The 20,041-nt window shown below is 45.1% G+C and carries 18 protein-coding genes and 1 riboswitch; of the genes, 12 read left to right on the top strand and 6 right to left on the bottom strand.

Annotation, left to right across the window (positions count from 1 at the left end):
- Positions 1-28: 28 nt before the first annotated feature.
- On the bottom strand, positions 29-2,335 hold the full coding sequence (locus IR173_RS08810) for an ATP-dependent helicase (RefSeq protein WP_237039287.1): 2,307 nt from the start codon (positions 2,333-2,335) through the stop codon (positions 29-31).
- Positions 2,336-2,443: 108 nt separating this feature from the next.
- Between IR173_RS08810 and IR173_RS08805 the strand changes: the two genes are divergently transcribed.
- From IR173_RS08805 to IR173_RS08755, 11 genes are all read left to right on the top strand, one after another.
- Positions 2,444-3,061 (top strand): superoxide dismutase, encoded by a 618-nt coding sequence (locus tag IR173_RS08805; protein WP_237039286.1) that lies wholly within the window; start codon positions 2,444-2,446, stop codon positions 3,059-3,061.
- Between the two features lie 280 nt (positions 3,062-3,341).
- Positions 3,342-3,446: riboswitch (TPP riboswitch) on the top strand.
- A gap of 62 nt (positions 3,447-3,508) precedes the next feature.
- A complete protein-coding gene (gene thiS / locus IR173_RS08800; RefSeq protein ID WP_237039285.1) occupies positions 3,509-3,709 on the top strand; it encodes a sulfur carrier protein ThiS in 201 nt (66 codons plus the stop codon).
- A gap of 5 nt (positions 3,710-3,714) precedes the next feature.
- A complete protein-coding gene (locus IR173_RS08795; protein WP_237039284.1) occupies positions 3,715-4,344 on the top strand; it encodes a thiamine phosphate synthase in 630 nt (209 codons plus the stop codon).
- Positions 4,345-4,356: 12 nt separating this feature from the next.
- Positions 4,357-5,130, top strand: a complete 774-nt coding sequence (locus tag IR173_RS08790; RefSeq protein WP_237039283.1) for a thiazole synthase — start codon at positions 4,357-4,359, stop codon at positions 5,128-5,130.
- A 12-nt stretch (positions 5,131-5,142) separates the two neighbouring features.
- Positions 5,143-6,846, top strand: a complete 1,704-nt coding sequence (gene thiC, locus IR173_RS08785; RefSeq protein WP_237039395.1) for a phosphomethylpyrimidine synthase ThiC — start codon at positions 5,143-5,145, stop codon at positions 6,844-6,846.
- 120 nt (positions 6,847-6,966) lie between these two features.
- Complete coding sequence (locus tag IR173_RS08780; RefSeq protein ID WP_237039282.1) at positions 6,967-7,488, top strand: hypothetical protein; 522 nt, start codon at positions 6,967-6,969, stop codon at positions 7,486-7,488.
- On the top strand, positions 7,485-8,066 hold the full coding sequence (locus IR173_RS08775; protein ID WP_237039281.1) for a transposase: 582 nt from the start codon (positions 7,485-7,487) through the stop codon (positions 8,064-8,066). Before IR173_RS08780 ends, IR173_RS08775 begins: the two co-directional genes overlap by 4 nt.
- Positions 8,067-8,092: 26 nt before the next feature.
- On the top strand, positions 8,093-9,223 hold the full coding sequence (thiH, locus tag IR173_RS08770; RefSeq protein WP_237039280.1) for a 2-iminoacetate synthase ThiH: 1,131 nt from the start codon (positions 8,093-8,095) through the stop codon (positions 9,221-9,223).
- Between the two features lie 152 nt (positions 9,224-9,375).
- Positions 9,376-10,074, top strand: coding sequence for a HesA/MoeB/ThiF family protein (locus tag IR173_RS08765; protein ID WP_237039279.1), 699 nt, complete (start codon positions 9,376-9,378; stop codon positions 10,072-10,074).
- A 206-nt stretch (positions 10,075-10,280) separates the two neighbouring features.
- Positions 10,281-10,889 carry a thiamine phosphate synthase gene (locus IR173_RS08760; protein WP_237039278.1) on the top strand — a complete coding sequence of 203 codons (609 nt, stop codon included), beginning with the start codon at positions 10,281-10,283 and terminating at the stop codon, positions 10,887-10,889.
- A 158-nt stretch (positions 10,890-11,047) separates the two neighbouring features.
- Positions 11,048-11,986 carry a ribose-phosphate pyrophosphokinase gene (locus tag IR173_RS08755; protein WP_237039277.1) on the top strand — a complete coding sequence of 313 codons (939 nt, stop codon included), beginning with the start codon at positions 11,048-11,050 and terminating at the stop codon, positions 11,984-11,986.
- A gap of 236 nt (positions 11,987-12,222) precedes the next feature.
- Here the strand turns inward: IR173_RS08755 and IR173_RS08750 are convergent, their stop codons facing one another.
- The 5 genes from IR173_RS08750 to IR173_RS08730 all read right to left on the bottom strand — a co-directional run bounded on the left by IR173_RS08750 (position 12,223) and on the right by IR173_RS08730 (position 18,663).
- On the bottom strand, positions 12,223-13,563 hold the full coding sequence (locus tag IR173_RS08750) for an ABC transporter substrate-binding protein (RefSeq protein ID WP_237039276.1): 1,341 nt from the start codon (positions 13,561-13,563) through the stop codon (positions 12,223-12,225).
- A gap of 4 nt (positions 13,564-13,567) precedes the next feature.
- A complete protein-coding gene (locus IR173_RS08745) occupies positions 13,568-14,359 on the bottom strand; it encodes an ABC transporter permease (RefSeq protein ID WP_237039275.1) in 792 nt (263 codons plus the stop codon).
- Complete coding sequence (locus IR173_RS08740) at positions 14,353-15,150, bottom strand: ABC transporter permease (RefSeq protein WP_237039274.1); 798 nt, start codon at positions 15,148-15,150, stop codon at positions 14,353-14,355. The genes IR173_RS08745 and IR173_RS08740 overlap by 7 nt, the downstream gene beginning before the upstream one ends.
- A gap of 15 nt (positions 15,151-15,165) precedes the next feature.
- Positions 15,166-16,551, bottom strand: coding sequence for a polyamine ABC transporter ATP-binding protein (gene potA, locus IR173_RS08735; RefSeq protein WP_237039273.1), 1,386 nt, complete (start codon positions 16,549-16,551; stop codon positions 15,166-15,168).
- Between the two features lie 150 nt (positions 16,552-16,701).
- A complete protein-coding gene (locus IR173_RS08730) occupies positions 16,702-18,663 on the bottom strand; it encodes a PAS domain-containing sensor histidine kinase (protein WP_237039272.1) in 1,962 nt (653 codons plus the stop codon).
- A 254-nt stretch (positions 18,664-18,917) separates the two neighbouring features.
- On the opposite strand from IR173_RS08730, the gene IR173_RS08725 reads away from it, so the two are divergent.
- Positions 18,918-20,012, top strand: a complete 1,095-nt coding sequence (locus IR173_RS08725; RefSeq protein WP_237039271.1) for a TlpA disulfide reductase family protein — start codon at positions 18,918-18,920, stop codon at positions 20,010-20,012.
- Positions 20,013-20,041 lie beyond the last annotated feature (29 nt).

Genomic DNA, 20,041 nt, shown 5'->3' with positions numbered 1-20,041 from the left:
TATTAATGTCTTTACTATATTAAAACTACTATCCTACCACCTTAAACCGTGCAAACTTCAATAACAATTGTTTTTCTCCCGCATTACGGAAACGTACGGTCGCTTTACTGTTTTCTCCGGTTCCTTCTATTTTTATCACATCACCGATACCGAAACGTTCATGCTCTATCACCTGACCGGCCTGCACATTGACAGGCAATGAGGCTGATGTTGGCGACTTCACACTCGTCGCTGCTCCTACCTTCGTCAAGTTGCGCGGCACCGTAGGGCGAATCATTTCCACTTTCGGCTTCCCCCCCAACTGCAAGCGTTCATTCTGCTCACGGCGGAAACGCCCGGCCCCTTCGTCTATTCTTCTTGCCATTTGCTCTTCTTGAGGCAACTGCAGGAAATGCACATCAATGTCTTTCAAAAAACGGCTCGGACTGCTGAATTCCATCTTTCCGTATTTAAAACGGCTTTTGGCAAAAGAAAGATAACAATGCTCTTCGGCACGGGTTATCGCGACATAGAACAAGCGGCGTTCTTCTTCCAGTTCCTTATATGAATTAAGCGACAATGCACTGGGAAACAAGTTTTCTTCCAACCCCACCACAAACACATTTTTAAACTCCAATCCTTTGGCAGAATGGATGGTCATCAACGTTACTTTCTCAGCATCCCCTTCCTTATCGCTGTCCTGATCTGTCAGCAGAGATACTTCCGACAAGAAATCCGTCAAGCGGACATTTTCATTACCCTCCTCCTCGCGTGTAGCACAAAAATCATGCATACCATTTATCAGCTCCTCTATATTCTCCTGCCGGCTCAAATTCTCAGGGTCATTACTCTGGTAAATTTCATTCATAATGCCCGATTGACGCACAATCAGCGTACCGGCCTCATACGCGTTCTTTTCCGCCGCCTCTCTTATAAAATTCTCTATCACTTCACGAAAGCCCTGCAACTTGGCATGTGTACCTTTATTAACAGACACTCCATAAGTCAAAGGCTCCTCCAATACTTTCCAGAGGCTGACATGATTCTGCGTAGCGGCATCTATAATCTTGTTCAACGTAGTGTCCCCTATTCCTCGTGCCGGATAATTTACCACTCGCTTGAAAGCCTCTTCATCATTCGGATTGACAGCCAGACGAAAATAAGAAATAATATCCTTTATTTCCTTACGTTGATAGAACGATAGCCCTCCATAGATTTTATAAGGCAAGCTACGCTTACGCAAGGCCTCTTCAAAAATACGGCTTTGAGCATTGGTACGATACAGAATGGCAAAATCATTGTATGAATAATGTTCGCGTGAGCGAAGCCTCAGTATTTGGTTGGCAACAATCTCACCCTCTTCTACATCACTATATGCATTAAACACTCCGATAGGTTCCCCTTTCGCCTTTTCGGAAAACACTTCTTTGCGAATTTGTTCACTATTCTTCTCTATCAGACTGTTGGCAGCGCAAACAATGGTTTGAGTAGAACGGTAGTTCTGCTCAAGTTTAAAGAGTTTGGCACCTTTATAGAGTTGTGTGAACTTCAGGATATTATCAATATTTGCACCTCGGAAAGAGTAAATGCTTTGTGCATCATCGCCCACCACGCAGACATGCTGATGCTCTTTTGTAAGCTGGAGAACGATACTGTGCTGCGCAAAATTGGTATCCTGATACTCGTCTACCAATACATAACGGAATTGTCCGGCATATTTCTGACGAATCTCAGGATGGTCGCGGAACAATAGATAAGTGTAGACCAACAAATCGTCAAAGTCCATCGCATCACTCTGCCGGCAACGCTCCCAATAGCGATGATAGATATCGCGTGTAGCCGGCACTTTGGCATTCACATCATTCTGATAAAAATCCGCATTCGATGCATACGCATCCGGTAATACCAAATGATTCTTTGCATTACTGATGCGTGACTGAATCATTCCCGGCTTGTATGTCTTATCATCCAAATGCATCTCTTTTACTATAGACTTTATCAGGCTCTTTGAATCCGAAGAATCATAAATAGTGAAATTGGAGGTAAAGCCGATGACGTGTGCCTCCGACCGCAGAATGCGCGAAAAGATGGAATGAAAAGTCCCCATCCATAAGTAGCGGGCCTCTTCACCCACCCGGCGGGCGATGCGTTCCTTCATTTCACGGGCAGCCTTGTTGGTAAATGTCAATGCCAGAATAGACCACGGCTGATATCCTTGCTCTAACAAATAAGCTATTTTATAAGTCAGCACACGAGTCTTTCCCGACCCTGCTCCGGCAATAACCAAAGAGGGGCCGTCATTGTAAAGCACCGCATTGCGCTGGCTTTCATTAAGTTCTTCTAAATAATTTGTCATACGTTTCATCTTTCGCCCGCAAAGATAGAGAAAGTTTAAGTTTATCTGAACATTTCGTGCAGCAATAATGTTGTTATAACAGAAGTTTAATTCAAAACTCGACTTGAAATGAATATTATATTAACAACTTTAATTTCTCTAGTTATGACTTACGAAATGCCAAAACTCCCGTATGCAAACAACGGGCTCGAACCTGTAGTCAGCCAGGCCACTATAGATTACCATTATGGTAAGCACCTGCAAACTTATGTAAACAACCTCAACGCACTTGTACCGGGTACTGAATTCGAAGGCAAGAGTGTGGAAGAAATTGTAGCCACTGCTCCCGACGGAGGTATCTTCAACAACGCCGGACAAGTATTGAATCATACATTATATTTCCTTCAATTTGCTCCGCAGCCCAACAAGCACGAGCCGTCAGGCAAACTGGCTGAGGCTATCAAACGCGACTTCGGAAGCTTTGACAACTTCAAGAAAGAAATGAACAACGCTTCCACTACCCTGTTCGGTTCGGGATGGGCATGGCTTTCGGTCGACAAAGACGGTAAGCTGCATATCACTAAAGAAGCGAACGGCAGCAACCCGCTGCGCCACGGATTGAAACCACTACTGGGCTTCGACGTTTGGGAACATGCCTATTATCTGGATTACCAGAACCGCCGTGCCGACCACGTGAATAAGTTGTGGGAAATCATTGATTGGGATGCAGTGGAAAAACGTATGTAAAAGGCCACACTAGTTACACATTAATTATAAAAATAGGAGTGCGTTAAAACTAAACCGGCCTATCCAATCGTCAGCTGCAGGGGCAGGGTTTGCCTGCCCGAAGACACAAAGTAAACTGTTTTCGGGCGAGCGAACCTTGTCCCTACGAACTTAACGACAGCATTATCCACGTTTCGATGCACCCTCATCTTTCTTTGCTATTCCCTTTTATAGTAACACAGGGAAAAAAAATCCACTGATTTATAGCATTATTCATTTCTTTTCCTATATCTTTGTGACCGTAAAAACAAAGGGGTGCCCCACGGATAACGATGAACGGGCTGAGATTATACCCTGTGAACCTGATGCGGTTAGTACCGACGAAGGGATTGTTACTTCTTGCCTATACATCCTCCGGCTTAAAAGCAACTCTTTGTATTTACATACAAATTCATAAACTCCTAACTTATGAAACTGAAAGTAAACAGCAAAGAAACAGAAGTGAAGGACGGATGCACCGTTGCCGAACTTGCCTCACAGTTGGCATTGCCCGAGAAAGGCATAGCCATCGCCGTAAACAACAAGATGACTCCCCGCACAGAGTGGAACGAACGCATATTGCAACCCAATGACAGTTTGGTAGTGATTAAAGCTGCCTGTGGAGGATAAGGCCGATGGAACTTCAATTCATTACACATTTCACCGATACTTATTCCTATTATGATTCGGCACGCATGGCTCTCGAAGGCGGTTGCCGCTGGATTCAGCTACGCATGAAAGATACTCCTGTCAGCGAGGTGGAACGCGAAGCGCTGCGTCTGCAACCTTTATGCAAGGACTACGGTGCCACCTTTATCATAGACGACCACGTGGAGTTAGTCAAGAAAATCCATGCCGATGGCGTACATCTGGGGAAAAAAGACATGCCCATAGCCGAGGCCCGGAATATATTGGGAAAAGAATTTATCATAGGAGGCACCGCCAATACATTCGACGATGTAAAGATGCACTATGCAGCCGGGGCTGATTACATCGGCTGCGGCCCGTTCCGTTTCACCACAACCAAAAAGAATCTTTCGCCGGTGTTGGGTCTGGAAGGTTATCGCTCCATTGTGACACAAATGAGAGAGGCCGGTATTCATCTGCCCATTGTTGCCATCGGAGGCATAACTTTCGAGGATATTCCCTCTATCATGGCAACCGGTGTCACAGGAGTCGCCCTTAGCGGAACGATTCTGCGTGCAGACAACCCCATAGAAGAGACAAGACGAATCATAAATATCGAAAAGATAAACAACAAATAAACTATAACTACAATGAAGAAACTCATCATTGCCGGAAAAGAATTTGACTCCCGCTTATTTTTGGGAACCGGCAAATTCTATTCAAACACCATCATGGAAGAATCTATCCTGGCATCAGGATGCGAAATGGTGACAGTAGCCATGAAACGTATCGAACTCGATAATAAAGAAGACGATATGCTGAAACATATCATTCATCCGCATATCCAGTTATTACCCAACACTTCGGGGGTACGCACCGCCGAAGAAGCCGTTTTTGCCGCACAAATGGCACGTGAAGCATTCGGAACCAACTGGCTGAAACTTGAAATCCACCCCGACCCGCGTTACTTGCTGCCGGATTCCACAGAAACACTGAAAGCTACCGAAGAACTGGTGAAACTGGGTTTTGTCGTATTACCTTACTGTCAGGCAGACCCCACTCTGTGCAAACGTCTGGAAGAAGCCGGTGCCGCAACCGTCATGCCTCTTGCAGCTCCCATCGGCACCAATAAAGGCTTACAGACACGTGATTTCCTGCGCATCATCATCGAGCAATCCTCTGTCCCTGTGGTAGTGGATGCCGGAATCGGTGCTCCAAGCCATGCTGCCGAAGCGATGGAGATGGGGGCAGACGCCTGTCTGGTCAATACAGCCATTGCCGTTGCCGGAAATCCGGTGGAAATGGCAACCGCATTTAAAGAAGCTGTCATCGCCGGCCGCCGTGCATACGAAGCCGGATTGGGTATTGTCGGGCAAAACTTGGTTGCCTCCGCTTCATCACCTTTAACTTCATTTTTAGATTAAAATAAGAATATGATGGACAAAGAACAAGATAAAAAGGCATACGCTCATGCCGAGAAAGCATACATGCAAGGAACCCTGTTTCCCTACATCAAAGTAGGTATGCAAAAGGTAAACCTCACTCCCACCGTCAACATTGTGAATGGTGAGAAAATGACAACACCCAACAATCCTGTCTACATCTATGACACCAGCGGTCCCTTCAGTGACCCTGATATTGAGATAGATTTGAAAAAAGGGCTCCCCCGTATGCGTGAAAGCTGGATTACCGGACGCGGCGATGTGGAACAACTTCCTTCCATTACAAGCGAATACGGAAAAATGCGCCGCGACGATAAAAGCCTGGACCATCTACGCTTTGAGCATATCGCTTTGCCCTATCGCGCCAAAGCAGGAAAAGCCATCACTCAAATGGCATACGCCAAAGCAGGTATCGTTACACCGGAAATGGAATATGTAGCTATCCGCGAGAACATGAATTGTAAGGAACTGGGAATTGAGACATACATCACTCCCGAATTCGTCCGCGACGAAATAGCTGCCGGACGCGCCGTACTTCCTGCCAACATCAACCATCCCGAAAGCGAACCGATGATTATCGGCCGCAACTTCCTTGTCAAGATTAACACGAACCTCGGAAATTCGGCCACCACCTCTTCTATAGACGAAGAAGTAGAAAAAGCAGTATGGAGCTGCAAATGGGGAGGCGACACACTGATGGACCTCTCGACAGGAGATAATATTCACGAGACACGTGAATGGATTGTCCGCAACTGTCCCGTACCCGTGGGTACTGTACCCATCTATCAGGCATTGGAAAAAGTAAACGGAAAAGTAGAAGACCTCAGTTGGGAGATTTATAAAGATACATTGATAGAGCAATGCGAACAGGGAGTGGACTACTTTACGATTCATGCCGGAATCCGCCGACAGAACGTACACTTGGCAGACAAGCGGCTTTGCGGCATCGTGAGCCGTGGGGGAAGCATTATGAGCAAGTGGTGCCTGATGCACGACAAGGAAAGTTTCTTGTACGAACATTTCGACGACATCTGTGATATTCTGGCACAATATGATGTAGCCATATCCTTAGGTGACGGACTCCGCCCCGGCTGTATCCAGGATGCCAACGATGAAGCTCAGTTTGCCGAACTGGATACGATGGGCGAGCTTGTGCTTCGCGCATGGGACAAGAACGTACAGGCATTCATCGAAGGCCCGGGACATGTGCCTCTGCATAAGATTAAGGAAAACATGGAACGTCAGATTTCACATTGCCATAACGCACCGTTCTACACCCTCGGCCCATTGGTTACGGATATCGCTCCGGGCTATGACCACATCACTTCGGCTATCGGCGCAGCACAAATCGGTTGGCTGGGCACTGCCATGTTGTGTTATGTCACTCCGAAAGAACACCTCGGACTGCCCAACAAAGAGGATGTTCGCGTGGGCGTAATTACTTACAAGATAGCCGCTCATGCCGCAGATTTGGCAAAAGGCCATCCGGGTGCACAAATCCGTGACAATGCATTGAGCAAGGCACGATATGAATTCCGTTGGCGCGACCAGTTCCATTTGAGCCTCGACCCGGACCGCGCGTTGGAATACTTCAATGAAGGACGCCACACGGACGGTGAATATTGCACCATGTGCGGACCGAACTTCTGCGCCATGAAACTGAGCCGCGACCTGAAGAATGTAGAAGGCAAGGGATAAATCGTGTTCTCGTCCATCGTAGGGGCAGACCCATGTGTCTGCCCGAATGCATCCACAAATGCACCATTCGGGCGGACATTCGGGATGCATTCGGATAATTAATCGTCACAGAAAAAACAAATGGAAGAAGATTTCAAGAAAGCACTGGAAGGCGCTTTAGGAAGAAAATACATAGACAGCATAGTGGAACAGGTGATGGATTCACCTGCCCGCTTTGACCACCTCTATGCCCTCACCCGGCACGAAGACAAAAAGATAGCCTGGCGTGCTACATGGGCTTGCGAAAAACTGAGCATCCTCGCCCCTTCCCTGTTGATAAACAAAAGGGAAGAGTTGATGCAGCGAGCCATACAATGCCCTCATGACGGCATACGGCGGTTGCTATTGAACACGCTTCTTCATCTTCCTGTCTCCGAGCCCATTAATGTAGCTTTCTTCGACTTCTGTCTGAACGGAATGTTATCGCCTGCCGAAAGTGTAGCCGGACAAGCCGTATGTATGAAACTGGCATACACCATCTGCCTGAAAGAACCGGAACTGATGGGAGAACTGGAAGCATACTTGCAGAACATGGAACCGGAATACTATACAGCAGCCGTGCAATGCGCACGCAACAACATCCTAAAGAAAATAAGGAAATGAATAATCAGAAAATCAAGATGTATAATCCTGAAATCCATCACCGTCACAGTATACGCCTGAAAGAATACGATTATTCATCAGAAGGTTTGTATTTCATCACGGTTTGTGCACAGGACAAGAAGTGTATGTTTGGAAAGATTATAAATGGAGATATGTATTTGAATGAAGCAGGAAGGATGATTCAGAAATGGTATCTAAAAACATCCGCGAAATTCCCAGATATAGAATGCATGGAATATATTATCATGCCCAACCATTTCCATTGCATTTGGCACAACGTAGGGGCAGACCCATGTGTCTGCCCGAATGCATCCAATAATAACACCCCATGCGGAATATTGGGCGAACACATGGGTTCGCCCCTACACCGTGTGATTCAATGGTTCAAAACAATGACAACCAACGAATATATACGGAATATCAATAATAATCAATGGATTCCATTTAACAAACGTTTGTGGCAACGCAACTATTACGAACACATCATCCGCAACCAGCATTCATACGAAGAAATATCGGATTATATCATCACCAACCCATTACGATGGGAGAAAGACCAATTATTCATTGAACAATAACAGAACAATAAAAAATAATAACTATCATGTTTTCAGAAGAACTTGAAAAAATAGATTGGGAGGAAACCACCAAAGCCATCTACTCCAAGACAGAGAGTGACGTGCTTCGCGCCCTCAGCAAAGAGCATTGCGACGTAGACGACTTTATGGCACTCATCTCTCCCGCAGCAGCAAAATACCTGGAGCCGATGGCACAACTAAGCAAGAAATACACTGAAGAACGTTTCGGCAAGACCATCTCCATGTTTATACCTCTATATATAACAAACTCCTGCACTAACTCCTGTGTGTATTGCGGTTTCCATATCAGCAATCCGATGGCACGCACCATCCTCACCCCCGAGCAGATGGAAGATGAATACAAAGCAATCAAGAAACTCGGTCCGTTTGAAAACCTGCTGTTGGTAACCGGCGAGAATCCTGCCAAAGCCGGAGTCCCTTATCTTGCCAAAGCACTGGACATTGCCAAAAAATACTTCAGCAATCTGAAAATAGAAGTAATGCCCCTCAAAGCCGAAGAATATGCCGAACTGAAGGAACACGGACTGAATGGTGTCATCTGCTTTCAGGAGACTTACAACAAAGCCCGTTACAACGTATATCATCCGCGCGGAATGAAATCCAAGTTCGAATGGCGTGTCGACGGCTTCGACCGTATGGGGCAGGCAGGCGTTCACTCCATCGGTATGGGTGTCCTCATCGGACTGGAAGAGTGGCGCACCGACGTGACCATGATGGCCTACCACCTGCGCTATCTACAGAAAAAGTACTGGAAAACAAAATACAGTGTCAACTTCCCCCGTATGCGTCCGGCAGAGAACGGCGGCTTCCAGCCGAATGTCATCATGAACGACCGCGAACTGGCGCAACTCACTTTCGCCATGCGCATCTTCGACCATGATGTAGACATCTCCTATTCCACCCGCGAACCGGCACACATCCGCGACAACATGGCAGGACTGGGCGTCACCACCATGAGCGCCGAAAGCAAAACCGAACCGGGAGGCTACTATACGTATCCGCAAGCCTTGGAACAATTCCATGTAAGCGACGAGCGTACGGCCGTAGAAGTGGAACGCGCACTGAAATCATTAGGACGAGAACCGGTATGGAAAGACTGGGACGCTTCCTTTGACCAATTCACGTTAACGCGATAAGCAATACAGACAGTATCAAACCTCCTCACACAGCCTTTCGATATAATCGTATCACCTTAGTGATGAAACTACATCACCCAGCAGATTCAATTATATCACTCTGGTGAGGAAATATAATCACTCGAATGAAACGATAAACGCGAGCATAAGATATGGAAAGATACAACCGTCAAATCCTTCTCCCCGAACTGGGAGAAGGAGGACAACAGCGCCTCCAACGCGCCAAAGTCCTTATAGTCGGTGTAGGCGGACTGGGCTCCCCCATCGCCTTATACCTGACAGGAGCCGGAGTGGGCACCATCGGACTAATGGACGATGACGTGGTAAGCGTCAGCAACTTACAACGCCAGGTGCTCTATAGCGAAACCGAAGTAGGTATGCACAAGGCTATCCAAGCCAAGAAACGTCTCGAAGCCCTGAACAGCTCCATACGAATCAATGCCTACCCTCATCGGCTCACCATAGAGAATGCCGTCGAAATTATCAGCCAATACGACATCGTGGTCGACGGATGCGACAACTTCGCCACCCGCTACCTCATCAATGACACTTGCGTACAGTTGGGCAAGGTCTATGTATATGGTGCCATCCGCGCTTTCGACGGGCAAGTGTCTGTATTCAATTACCAAGGCGGCCCGAACTATCGCCACTTTTTTCCGGAGGAAGACGAAATGCTCTCCATGCCCCACCCGCCCAAAGGCGTACTTGGAGTGACTCCCGGCATGGTGGGATGCGCTGAGGCAACCGAAGTACTGAAAGTAATAGGCGGATATGGTGAAGTGCTAAGCGGCAAATTATGGGTTATCGACCTCATGACGATGGAGACGCACATCCTCTTCTTAGAAAAATAAAATCTTTTATGGTGCAAAGTATTGCTTTATCCATTTTTTATATTACCTTTGTAACCATAATAAACCCTTAATCTTCGTTTGCCTGTGAAGGTCGACGAAGATTTTTTTATTTATAGCTTCTCCCCACAACCGTTAAATAAATACAGCAAACTACTAGGAATATTACATATTGATTACTATCTTTGCTTAGCAATTAATTGAAAAGTATGAAGTTAATTCTAATCACAACCCCCACATATTTTGTGGAGGAAGACAAGATAATCACGGCCCTGTTTGAGGAAGGACTGGACACACTCCATCTGCGCAAGCCCGACACAGCGCCCATGTTCGCCGAACGGCTGCTCACCTTGATTCCCGAACAGTACCATAAACGCATCGTGGTGCACGGACATTTCTATCTGAAGGATGAATATAAGTTGAAAGGCATTCACCTGAACGGCCGCAACCCCAATCCACCCGAAAACTATAAAGGGCATATCAGTTGCTCATGCCACTCTTTAGACGAAGCAAAGGAACGCAAGCAAGCGTGTGACTATGTTTTTCTGAGTCCTGTATTCAACAGCATCTCCAAGATGAACTACAACTCCGCTTATACGGCCGAAGAACTTCGTGCCGCCGACAAAGCCGGCATTATCGACAAGAAAGTGATTGCACTGGGTGGCATTGATGTGGACAATATCTTAGAGGTAAAAGACTTCGGCTTTGGCGGAGCAGCCATCTTGGGCGCGTTGTGGAATAAGTTCGATACACGCTGCGACCGCGACTACCGATTGTTGATAGAACACTTTCGCAAACTGAAAAAGTTGGCGGATTAACTAAAAGCAAAGAGAAACAGAGAAAAGAAATGCATATTCTTGCCCGAAAAAAGGCGTTTAAAAGAATACGAATTAATTTTTAATGTTCGATTTTTAAATTCTAATTATAATATGTACCTTTGCACGCAAATTAACAAATAGGTAATATCTATTACAAAATGAGTAAAACATCTCCTTTTAAAGTATTCTCGGGAACAAACTCGAAATACCTTGCAGAAAAAATTTGCAACAGCCTCGGCTGCGAACTGGGAAACATGAACATTACACACTTTGCAGATGGTGAATTTGCTGTTTCCTTCGAAGAGTCAATTAGAGGTGCCCATGTATTCTTAGTGCAATCTACCTTTCCTAATTCTGACAACCTGATGGAACTGCTGCTGATGATTGACGCAGCAAAAAGAGCTTCTGCCAAAAGCATCGTAGCCGTTATCCCTTACTTCGGATGGGCTCGCCAAGACAGAAAAGACAAACCGCGTGTTTCTATCGGTGCCAAACTGGTGGCTGACTTGCTGAGTGTAGCAGGTATCGACCGTTTGATTACCATGGACTTGCACGCCGACCAGATTCAGGGTTTCTTCAACATTCCGGTAGACCACCTGTATGCATCAGGCATCTTCTTGCCCTACATTCAGTCGCTGAACCTTGAAAACCTTGTAATCGCCACTCCCGACGTGGGAGGTTCCAAGCGTGCCAGCACATACGCCAAATACCTTGATGTACCTTTGGTATTGTGCAACAAGACTCGCGAAAGAGCAAACGTAGTGGCTACTATGCAGATTATCGGTGACGTGAAAGACAAAAATGTCATCTTGATTGACGACATGGTGGATACAGCCGGTACAATTACCAAAGCTGCCGATATCATGAAGGAAGCCGGAGCCATTTCTGTCCGCGCCATTGCTTCCCACTGTGTGATGTCCGGTCCTGCTTCCGAACGCGTTCAAAATTCCGGTTTGGAAGAAATGCTGTTTACAGACAGTATTCCTTATTCTAACCGTTGTGCCAAGGTGAAACAGCTGACTATCGCTGATATGTTTGCTGAAACAATTCGCCGCGTGATGAATAACGAGTCTATTTCAGACCAATATATTATCTAATTTCAGTAGATAAGAAGATAGAGAGAAACAGAGGGTTGTGTTAAAACGTGGATAATACTGTCGTTTAGTTCGTAGGGGCGAGGTTCGCTCGCCCGAAAACAGTTTGCTTTGTGTCTTCGGGCAGGCAAACCCTGCCCCTACAGCTGACGATGGGATAGACCGATTTAGTTTTGACACACCCTCTGTTGTTTTTTATAAAATCCGTGAGCCCGGCATTTCACCGGCAACAAGAAGAATTATCTCCTTTTGCGGTGTCTCCTGCGGCGACGTTGTGATTTCTCATATTGATAGCGCTGTATCCGTCTGTAAACCGTATACACCAGCATCACTCCGACCGATACAAATATCACGACCACAATTCCCAATCCAAGATTATCCCCTTTCACACGCGACCACATTTCCAACACCGCCTCCGTACGGTCACCCGAATCACGAATCATGGCACAACGTTCCACCACACGACGATCAGGATACTGCACCTTGTCAATCCGGACACTATCTGCTTCCGGACCAAAGAAATAGCTCAAATCGGAATAATAGTTCAGAGCCGTATCTATCTTCTCTTCCAATATTTCGGGAGTGGCAACAGAACTCACATAACCGCAGGCGTCCATATTGCGCAAAGCAACTTCAGGACGGCACAGGTAATTGATAAAATAACTGGCAGCCTTCACATTGCGGGCATACTTGGGAATCACCCAACCGTCATACCACACATTACTCCCCTCCTCAGGCACTTCATAATCCAAGTTTACTCCCACAGCATCGGCTTCTTCGATTGCCCATACTGCATCTCCACTCCAAGTCATGTTGAGCCATGCCTTGTTTTTAGTCATCATCTCCTTTCCAAAATCAGCTTCCCAACCGGCTATCAGAGGCTTCATGGCCTTCAAGTACTTCTCTACCGTATCGATAGATGCCTGTGAATAGTTGTTCATCAACTCTTCCACCGTCACCTTCCCCTCTTTCAGGTTTTCGCTGTTGGCATAGATAAGGGCTGTTCCGTAGGCATCACGGTAGCTCTCTTTCATCAAGATTTTATTCTTGTACTTGAGATTCCACAGGCTCGCCCATGTCTTGGCATCTTCCGCAGGAACATGGTCTGTATTATACAGAAGTCCGGCCGTTCCCCACATATATCCGATGGCATAATCGGAAGCACGGCGCCCCGGCTGACTCAACTTATCCAACTGCTCGCGGATATAGGGAGACTCGTTATGCAAATAATTAGGAGTCTTACCAAAAGCTGTATCAATAGGCAGCAACAGGTTCTTCTTCAACATTCGCTCGATGATATACTCTGAAGGACATACCACATCAAAGTCCTCATGACCGCGTTCAATTTTGGTCAGCATGATTTCATTGATATCGAAGGTCTGATAAACGATACGGATGTCCTCACCCGTTTGCTCTTTATACCATTCGGGAAATTCGGCAAGCACATCTTCATCGATATAGTCTGCCCAATTGTATATCTTCAGCACATTTTCACGAGGTTCGCCCGTGTTGTAGCATCCCGTGAGTGAAAGTAACCCGCAGGCGCATGCCACTATCCATTTATTCATCTTTATCTTCATCTTCTTATGCCTCTTTTTTCTTGCTCGAACGGCGGTTGATTATGATAAGCAACACCAGCACCAATACAAATATAATGGTTGAAAGGGGACGAAGTTCGGGAGTAAGTCCGCCTTTCCGCGCATCGGCATAAATATAGGTAGACAGAGTCTCCAGTCCTTCATTGCCGATAGTGAACACGGTAACGGCAAAATCGTCGATAGACAGTGTGACTGCCAGCATGAAACCTGAAATCATCCCCGGAAGTATTTCGGGAATAATCACTTTGCGAAGCGCCTGCATGGGAGTTGCCCCCAAGTCAAGTGCCGCTTCATAAATATTCGGGTTCATCTGTTTGAGGCGCGGCAATACACTCAGAATCACGTATGGCGTGCAAAATGTAATGTGGGCCAACACCACAGTAGTGTATCCCTGAGGAATACCCAGTGAAACAAACAGCAGAAACAGCGAGATACCGATGATGATATCGCCGTTCAGAATAGGGATATTATTGACAAAGCTGATTGCCTTGCGCGAACGGGCACGCAGATTGAATATGCCGATGGCAGTGATACTTCCCAATAACGTGGAAACCGTTGCAGCTATCAGCGCGATGGTCAGTGTATTAATCAGGGCATTGGTCAACGAGTGATGAGTGCCTGTGGTGAACAGCGACGAATAAAGTTTCGTTGAGAATCCTGTCCAATTGCCCAACACCTTTGCCTCTGTAAAAGAATAAATCATAATGATAAAGATAGGGGCATAGAGCAATAATAACAGGAGCCACAGGTATCCCTGGCATAATATTTTCTTTACCATAAGCCACCTCCTTCATCATTGCCCTTATCATCTGAGGCAAACAAAGTGGTAGCACCAATCAAGAACAGCATGATAAGTGAAAGCGCTGCCCCATAGTTCCACATACTGTTATTGATATTTTCCTGAATGGTAGTACCAAACAGTTTTATATTGTTCATTGTCAGCAATTCGGCAATGGCAAATGTCGAGATAGTGGGCATGAATACCATGAGAATACCACTCACAATGCCGGGCATAGACAATGGCAACACTGCCTTAAAGAACACCTGTACCGGATTGGCGCCCAAGTCTTGCGCTGCCTCCACATAACTTTTATCCAACTTCTGCAATGTGTTATAAATAGGATAAATCATAAAAGGCAGGAAGTTATACACCATGCCGAATATCAACGCCCCTTCGCCCAACGGCACATCCATAAAGTCGAAAAGCGCCACTGTCGCCAACGTACGAATCAGGATATTGACCCACATGGGAAGGATGAAGAGCACCACAATGGTTTGCGCATACTTCATTCGGGTCTGCGTCAGAATGTAAGCGGCAGGATACCCCAACAGAATGCACACCACCGTCGTAATAATGGCAACGCCAATGGAATAGACAAACGTATTGATGGCCTCCGGATGGGCAAAGAATTTAGCAAAATTACCGAAAGTAAAATGACCGGCATCGTCCATAAATGCATAAACCACTATCAGAAGCAGCGGAAGAATAACAAATATCGCCGAAAATATCACGTAAGGGATAGTCCAACTCTTACGCGAGGACAGGAAGAATCGTATTGTTCTGAGCACCTCTTTTCTTTTTTATTAATCTACAATCTTTATTACTTTAATCTTTTCAGGCAGAATACTGATACCCACATGGTCACCATTGTCCCATACATCGTTGGTGTCTACATAAATATCTTCGCCCCAGTCCGATGCAACGGTGAGGTGGTAATGGTCGCCTTTGTAAAGGATAAAACGCACATCGCCGGTTAATGTTCCGTCTTCTTCGTTGTCTTGCAGGATAATATCCTTAAATGCCACCACTACTTTTACTTTCTCGCCCGGTTCGATGTCCTTCACAGGCAGGCATTCGAAATGACAGCCCAAGAAATCAACATGATTTTCGTCTACCATCTCTCCCTCGAAAGTATTGCATACACGCTCTTTCTTCATGATATGGATGTCAAACGGTTTAACCAGCAGACCTACTTCCTGTCCCACGTCAAAGTGATGGTAGTCCTGCACAATAAACTCATAACCGTTTGCCACAACAACCATCTCATAATGTACTCCCTTGAAGATGGAAGAAGTAACCGTACCCGTAATCTGTGCGGCATCCGAAAGGGGGAAAATGTACCAGTCCTCAGGCCGAACCACCACATCTACAGGCATATTCTCGCCAAAACCTTCGTCCACGCACTCAAACTCTACACCGGCAAAACGCACTGACTTGTCTTTTATCATTACGCCGTTCAGGATATTGCTCTCTCCGATAAAATCGGCGACAAATGAGTTGATGGGTTCATTGTAGATGTCTACAGGAGTACCTATCTGCTGAATGCGCCCCTCACTCATCACCACAATCGTATCACTCAGTGTGAGAGCTTCTTCCTGATCGTGTGTCACATACACAAAGGTGATTCCCAATGTTTTATGCATCTCCTTCAGTTCCATCTGCATATCTTTACGCATCTTCAGGTCAAGAGCTGCCAACGGTTCGTCGAGGAGCAATACTTCCGGTTCATTCACAATGGCACGGGCTATGGCCACACGTTGCTGCTGACCGCCTGAAAGCGAGTTGACATCACGATATTCATAATCGGTCATCCCCACCATCCGGAGGGCTGCCTTTACTTTCTTTTCAATGGTCTGTTTGGGAAGTTTCTTGAGTTTCAACCCGAACGCTATATTGTCATATACATTCAGATGTGGAAACAAGGCATACTTCTGAAATACGGTATTTACCGGCCTTTTATGTGGCGGAGTTTGTGTAATCTCCTGCCCTGCTATTCGGATTTCTCCTTCCGAAGCGGTCTGAAAACCGGCAATAAGGCGCAAAAGCGTAGTCTTTCCACATCCCGAAGGACCCAGAATCGTTACGAATTCTCCTTTTTTCACATACAAGTTGATGTTATCCAATGCTATTTTATCGCCAAAAAACTTGGAAACATCCTTAACCTCAATTATATAATTAGACTGTTGCATACTACTTTTTGTAACTGGACGACGAACGCCTCTACATTTTCGCGCGCAAAGATAGAGAAATAATCATAATTATCGGCTATTTGACATGGGAATCTGACAGAAATGCAAATATACGCTTCCCAATCAGACTATCCGGAAACAATGACACAACTAAAAGTACTGTTTTCCTGATTCCGGTTCATTCTTCACAGGCGGACATTCGGGCAATATGAACCAAAATGTCGATCCTCCTCCCGGCTTAGATTTCACCCCTATCTTGCCTCCCATTGCTCTGATAATGCTGCTGCATATCGGAAGCCCCAAACCGGTGCCCTGTTTAAAGCTGTCCAATTGGACAAAACGCTCAAACACCTGACTTTGATTTTCTTCCGGAATACCGCAGCCGGTATCTGTCACATAGAAATATATTTCTTCCTTCCGCTTTTCATATCCCATAATAATGCTGCCCTGCGTGGTGAACTTAATGGCATTGGTCATCAAATTGGATACCACCTGAATCAACCGTTGGCGGTCTGTGCGTATCATGCAGTCGCCCACACTTGCCACACATTTTATCACAACATCAGGATTGGCGGCATTTCGCATTTGGAATATCTTTTCCAATTCATACATCATGGCATTGACATTTACATTGCTCCACACAAAATCCAATGTATCCGACTCAATCTTCGAGAGATCCAAAATGTCACCTATCAATTGCAAAAGTTGGTTGCTGTTCTGCTCAATAATTTGCTTGAAGCTATCAAAATCTTCTCTGTCTTCCGAAGTGACCAACAGATTGGCAAAACCTACAATTGCATTCAAAGGAGTACGAATCTCATGACTCATATTTGCCACAAAAGCAGACTTCAGCTTATCTGAACTTTCGGCTTTTTCTTTTGCCTCGCGCAACGCTTCTTCCGTTTTCTTCTGCTCATTGATATCGACATTTACTCCCAACAAAACGATGTTTCCATTATCAGGATCGAATGTCTGCTGAATAAGAAACTGCTTAATCCATCTGGGCTCACCGTTCACTATCAGATGAATATTCCTTTCCAAAGGCTTCACCTTTTCATGTCTGGCCTTCTCCACATACTCCATAAACTCCTGTTGCCGGGATGTATCCGTATCTACATATTTCATGTGGGAAAAGATGGTATTCAAATCTATTTCAGAAGAGACTCCCAGGTTCTTGAGATATTCCGGTGTCACCAACTGCTCATTCTTCAGCAAATTTATAGAAGAGAAACCGATGTTGGAGGCAGATGAAGCTGCACTAATCATCTCGCGGAAACTCTTGTTTTGCTGCAAGGTTTTGTGAATTAAGGTATTCTCTACCCAAATAATCAGGATATTCTCCACATTACCGGCCGCGTCTCTCAAATAGTTGACAATAAAACGAAAATAGTGTACATCTTTATGACGACTCTTTACATAAACCTGATTAATCAACTCATAATCGTATTTCACTTCGCCCGATACCGGAATGCCGGACTTCATCATCTCCTTAAACTCAGGATTGATGCAGGGATTGGTATAAATATTGAGCTGATTGACTGCGTCCCCCTTAGACTCCAACCCCATATAGTCTACATAAGCGTCATTCACCTCTATCAGTGTTCCTTCTTTATCGCAAATGGCACAACCTACAGTCACGTTATCGAAGAAACAAAGAAATTTCTCATTGCTGTGCTTCAATGAAGATTCCAACGCTCGCTCCTCACTGATATCATGTACGGTCAATATCACATAATCATGACCGTTAAGCGACAGATACCGTCCCGAAACCATCATGCTGTATAGAGTGGCAGGAAGGGAAGATATCTGAATATCCATCGTAGTCTCGAAATTACTAAAACTGCCGTGATTCTTAAGCACTTCTCTTATCTTACTTCTTATCAAACAGTTGCGACACTTCTCATGCTTATTGCACGTAGCTGTTTCACGAGCATACCGACATTGCAAGATTTCTCCAAAACACTTCCAATCTTCCCGGCAAGGCATATTACAAACCGTATAATAATTGGTTTTAACGACATGGGAAGTTTTGTCTATCAAGAAAATAAATTCATGGGCATTATTCCAAATAGCAGCGTAGAATTGTTGGGCTAACTTTATTTCTTTCGCCATAGCTCTTTCCCTGATAGTGGTCCATACTAACAAAAGAAATAGGATAGTAATTAGTGCAAGACTGAATATTAACATTTCATAAATGGTATTTAGGCACAAAGATAACCATTTGAAACAAATGCACTCACATTATCTTGCAAAAAAACACATAATATTCTATATATTCTTAATGGACAGATGAAAATAAAAACTTTTTTTTCTCTTCTGTATTAATTAAGTAACTATCTTTGCGTCCAAATTATAATATCATCACAATGAAAAAATTAGTTTATTTATTGGCAGTAGGAAGCTTGGCTTTCACTGCATGTAACAATTCACCCGCTTACAAAGTATCGGGAACAGTAGAAGGTCTTGCCGACGGCGACACTATTTATTTGCAGGAATACAAGAATGGCGACTGGGTGAAACTGGATTCTACCACTGTAGCAGGAGGTGCTTTCACATTCACCGGAAGACAGGATACAGCAACAAACTGCTTTATCATTTATGCAAAAGACGGAAAACGTAACCGTGCCGACTTCTTCCTCGAAAACGGAAATATCACTGTAGCATTGGGCGAAGAAAACAAAATCGGCGGTACTGCAAACAATGATGTTTACCAGCAGTTTAAAGACAACTTCATCGCTATGAGCAAAGAAATGAACGATATGTATCGTAGCGCAATGGCTGATTCTACACTGACTGACGAACAGCGCGAAAATGTAATGAAAGAAATAGAAAAGAAGGACAGTATCGCCATGGATATGGTCTTTAATACTATCGAAGCTAACATTACGAATGCGGTAGGTATACAGTTGCTTCCTTCTTATGCTGCTGCATTCGATTTGGAAAAACAGAAATCTTTAGTTGAAAAAGTTCCCGCTCAGTTTGCCAACAATGACCGTATCGCAAAACTGAAGAAACATATTGAAACTGTAGAAAAAACTGCTGTTGGTCAGAAATACATTGATTTCTCTATGGATACTCCTGAAGGTCAAACAGTGAAGTTGTCTGATTTCATAAGCAAGAACAAATACACATTGATTGACTTCTGGGCCAGCTGGTGTGGACCTTGCCGCAAGGAAATGCCGAATGTAGTTGCCGCTTACAAGGAATTCAAGAACAAAGGTTTCGGTATCGTAGGCGTTTCTCTGGACAACAATCTGGATAAATGGAAAGAAGCTATCACCACTCTTGATATCACATGGCCGCAGATGTCTGATTTGCAAGGCTGGAACAATGCAGGCGCAAAACTGTATGGCGTAAATTCTATTCCTGCCACTGTTTTAGTTGACCAAGAAGGAACTATCGTTGCACGCAACCTGCGCGGCGAAGATATTAAAGCCAAATTAAGCGAGCTTTTAAAATAAGAGAAGAGCAATATCTATAAACGGAAATG

Source organism: Phocaeicola faecalis (assembly GCF_021730445.1).
Taxonomy (GTDB): Bacteria; Bacteroidota; Bacteroidia; order Bacteroidales; family Bacteroidaceae; genus Phocaeicola; species Phocaeicola faecalis.
The sequence above is the reverse complement of the archived record's forward strand: the minus strand, read 5'-3'. Positions and strand labels throughout refer to the sequence as shown.

Coding starts and splice junctions, on each gene's coding strand:
- IR173_RS08725 (WP_237039271.1), top strand. CDS start 18,918: ATGAAAAAATTAGTTTATTTATTGGCAGTAGGAAGCTTGGCTTTCACT.
- IR173_RS08750 (WP_237039276.1), bottom strand. CDS start 13,563: ATGAAGATAAAGATGAATAAATGGATAGTGGCATGCGCCTGCGGGTTA.
- IR173_RS08810 (WP_237039287.1), bottom strand. CDS start 2,335: ATGACAAATTATTTAGAAGAACTTAATGAAAGCCAGCGCAATGCGGTG.
- potA (WP_237039273.1), bottom strand. CDS start 16,551: ATGCAACAGTCTAATTATATAATTGAGGTTAAGGATGTTTCCAAGTTT.
- IR173_RS08790 (WP_237039283.1), top strand. CDS start 4,357: ATGAAGAAACTCATCATTGCCGGAAAAGAATTTGACTCCCGCTTATTT.
- IR173_RS08795 (WP_237039284.1), top strand. CDS start 3,715: ATGGAACTTCAATTCATTACACATTTCACCGATACTTATTCCTATTAT.
- thiS (WP_237039285.1), top strand. CDS start 3,509: ATGAAACTGAAAGTAAACAGCAAAGAAACAGAAGTGAAGGACGGATGC.
- IR173_RS08755 (WP_237039277.1), top strand. CDS start 11,048: ATGAGTAAAACATCTCCTTTTAAAGTATTCTCGGGAACAAACTCGAAA.
- IR173_RS08780 (WP_237039282.1), top strand. CDS start 6,967: ATGGAAGAAGATTTCAAGAAAGCACTGGAAGGCGCTTTAGGAAGAAAA.
- IR173_RS08805 (WP_237039286.1), top strand. CDS start 2,444: ATGAATATTATATTAACAACTTTAATTTCTCTAGTTATGACTTACGAA.
- IR173_RS08775 (WP_237039281.1), top strand. CDS start 7,485: ATGAATAATCAGAAAATCAAGATGTATAATCCTGAAATCCATCACCGT.
- IR173_RS08730 (WP_237039272.1), bottom strand. CDS start 18,663: ATGGCGAAAGAAATAAAGTTAGCCCAACAATTCTACGCTGCTATTTGG.
- thiC (WP_237039395.1), top strand. CDS start 5,143: ATGGACAAAGAACAAGATAAAAAGGCATACGCTCATGCCGAGAAAGCA.
- thiH (WP_237039280.1), top strand. CDS start 8,093: ATGTTTTCAGAAGAACTTGAAAAAATAGATTGGGAGGAAACCACCAAA.
- IR173_RS08760 (WP_237039278.1), top strand. CDS start 10,281: ATGAAGTTAATTCTAATCACAACCCCCACATATTTTGTGGAGGAAGAC.
- IR173_RS08765 (WP_237039279.1), top strand. CDS start 9,376: ATGGAAAGATACAACCGTCAAATCCTTCTCCCCGAACTGGGAGAAGGA.
- IR173_RS08745 (WP_237039275.1), bottom strand. CDS start 14,359: ATGGTAAAGAAAATATTATGCCAGGGATACCTGTGGCTCCTGTTATTA.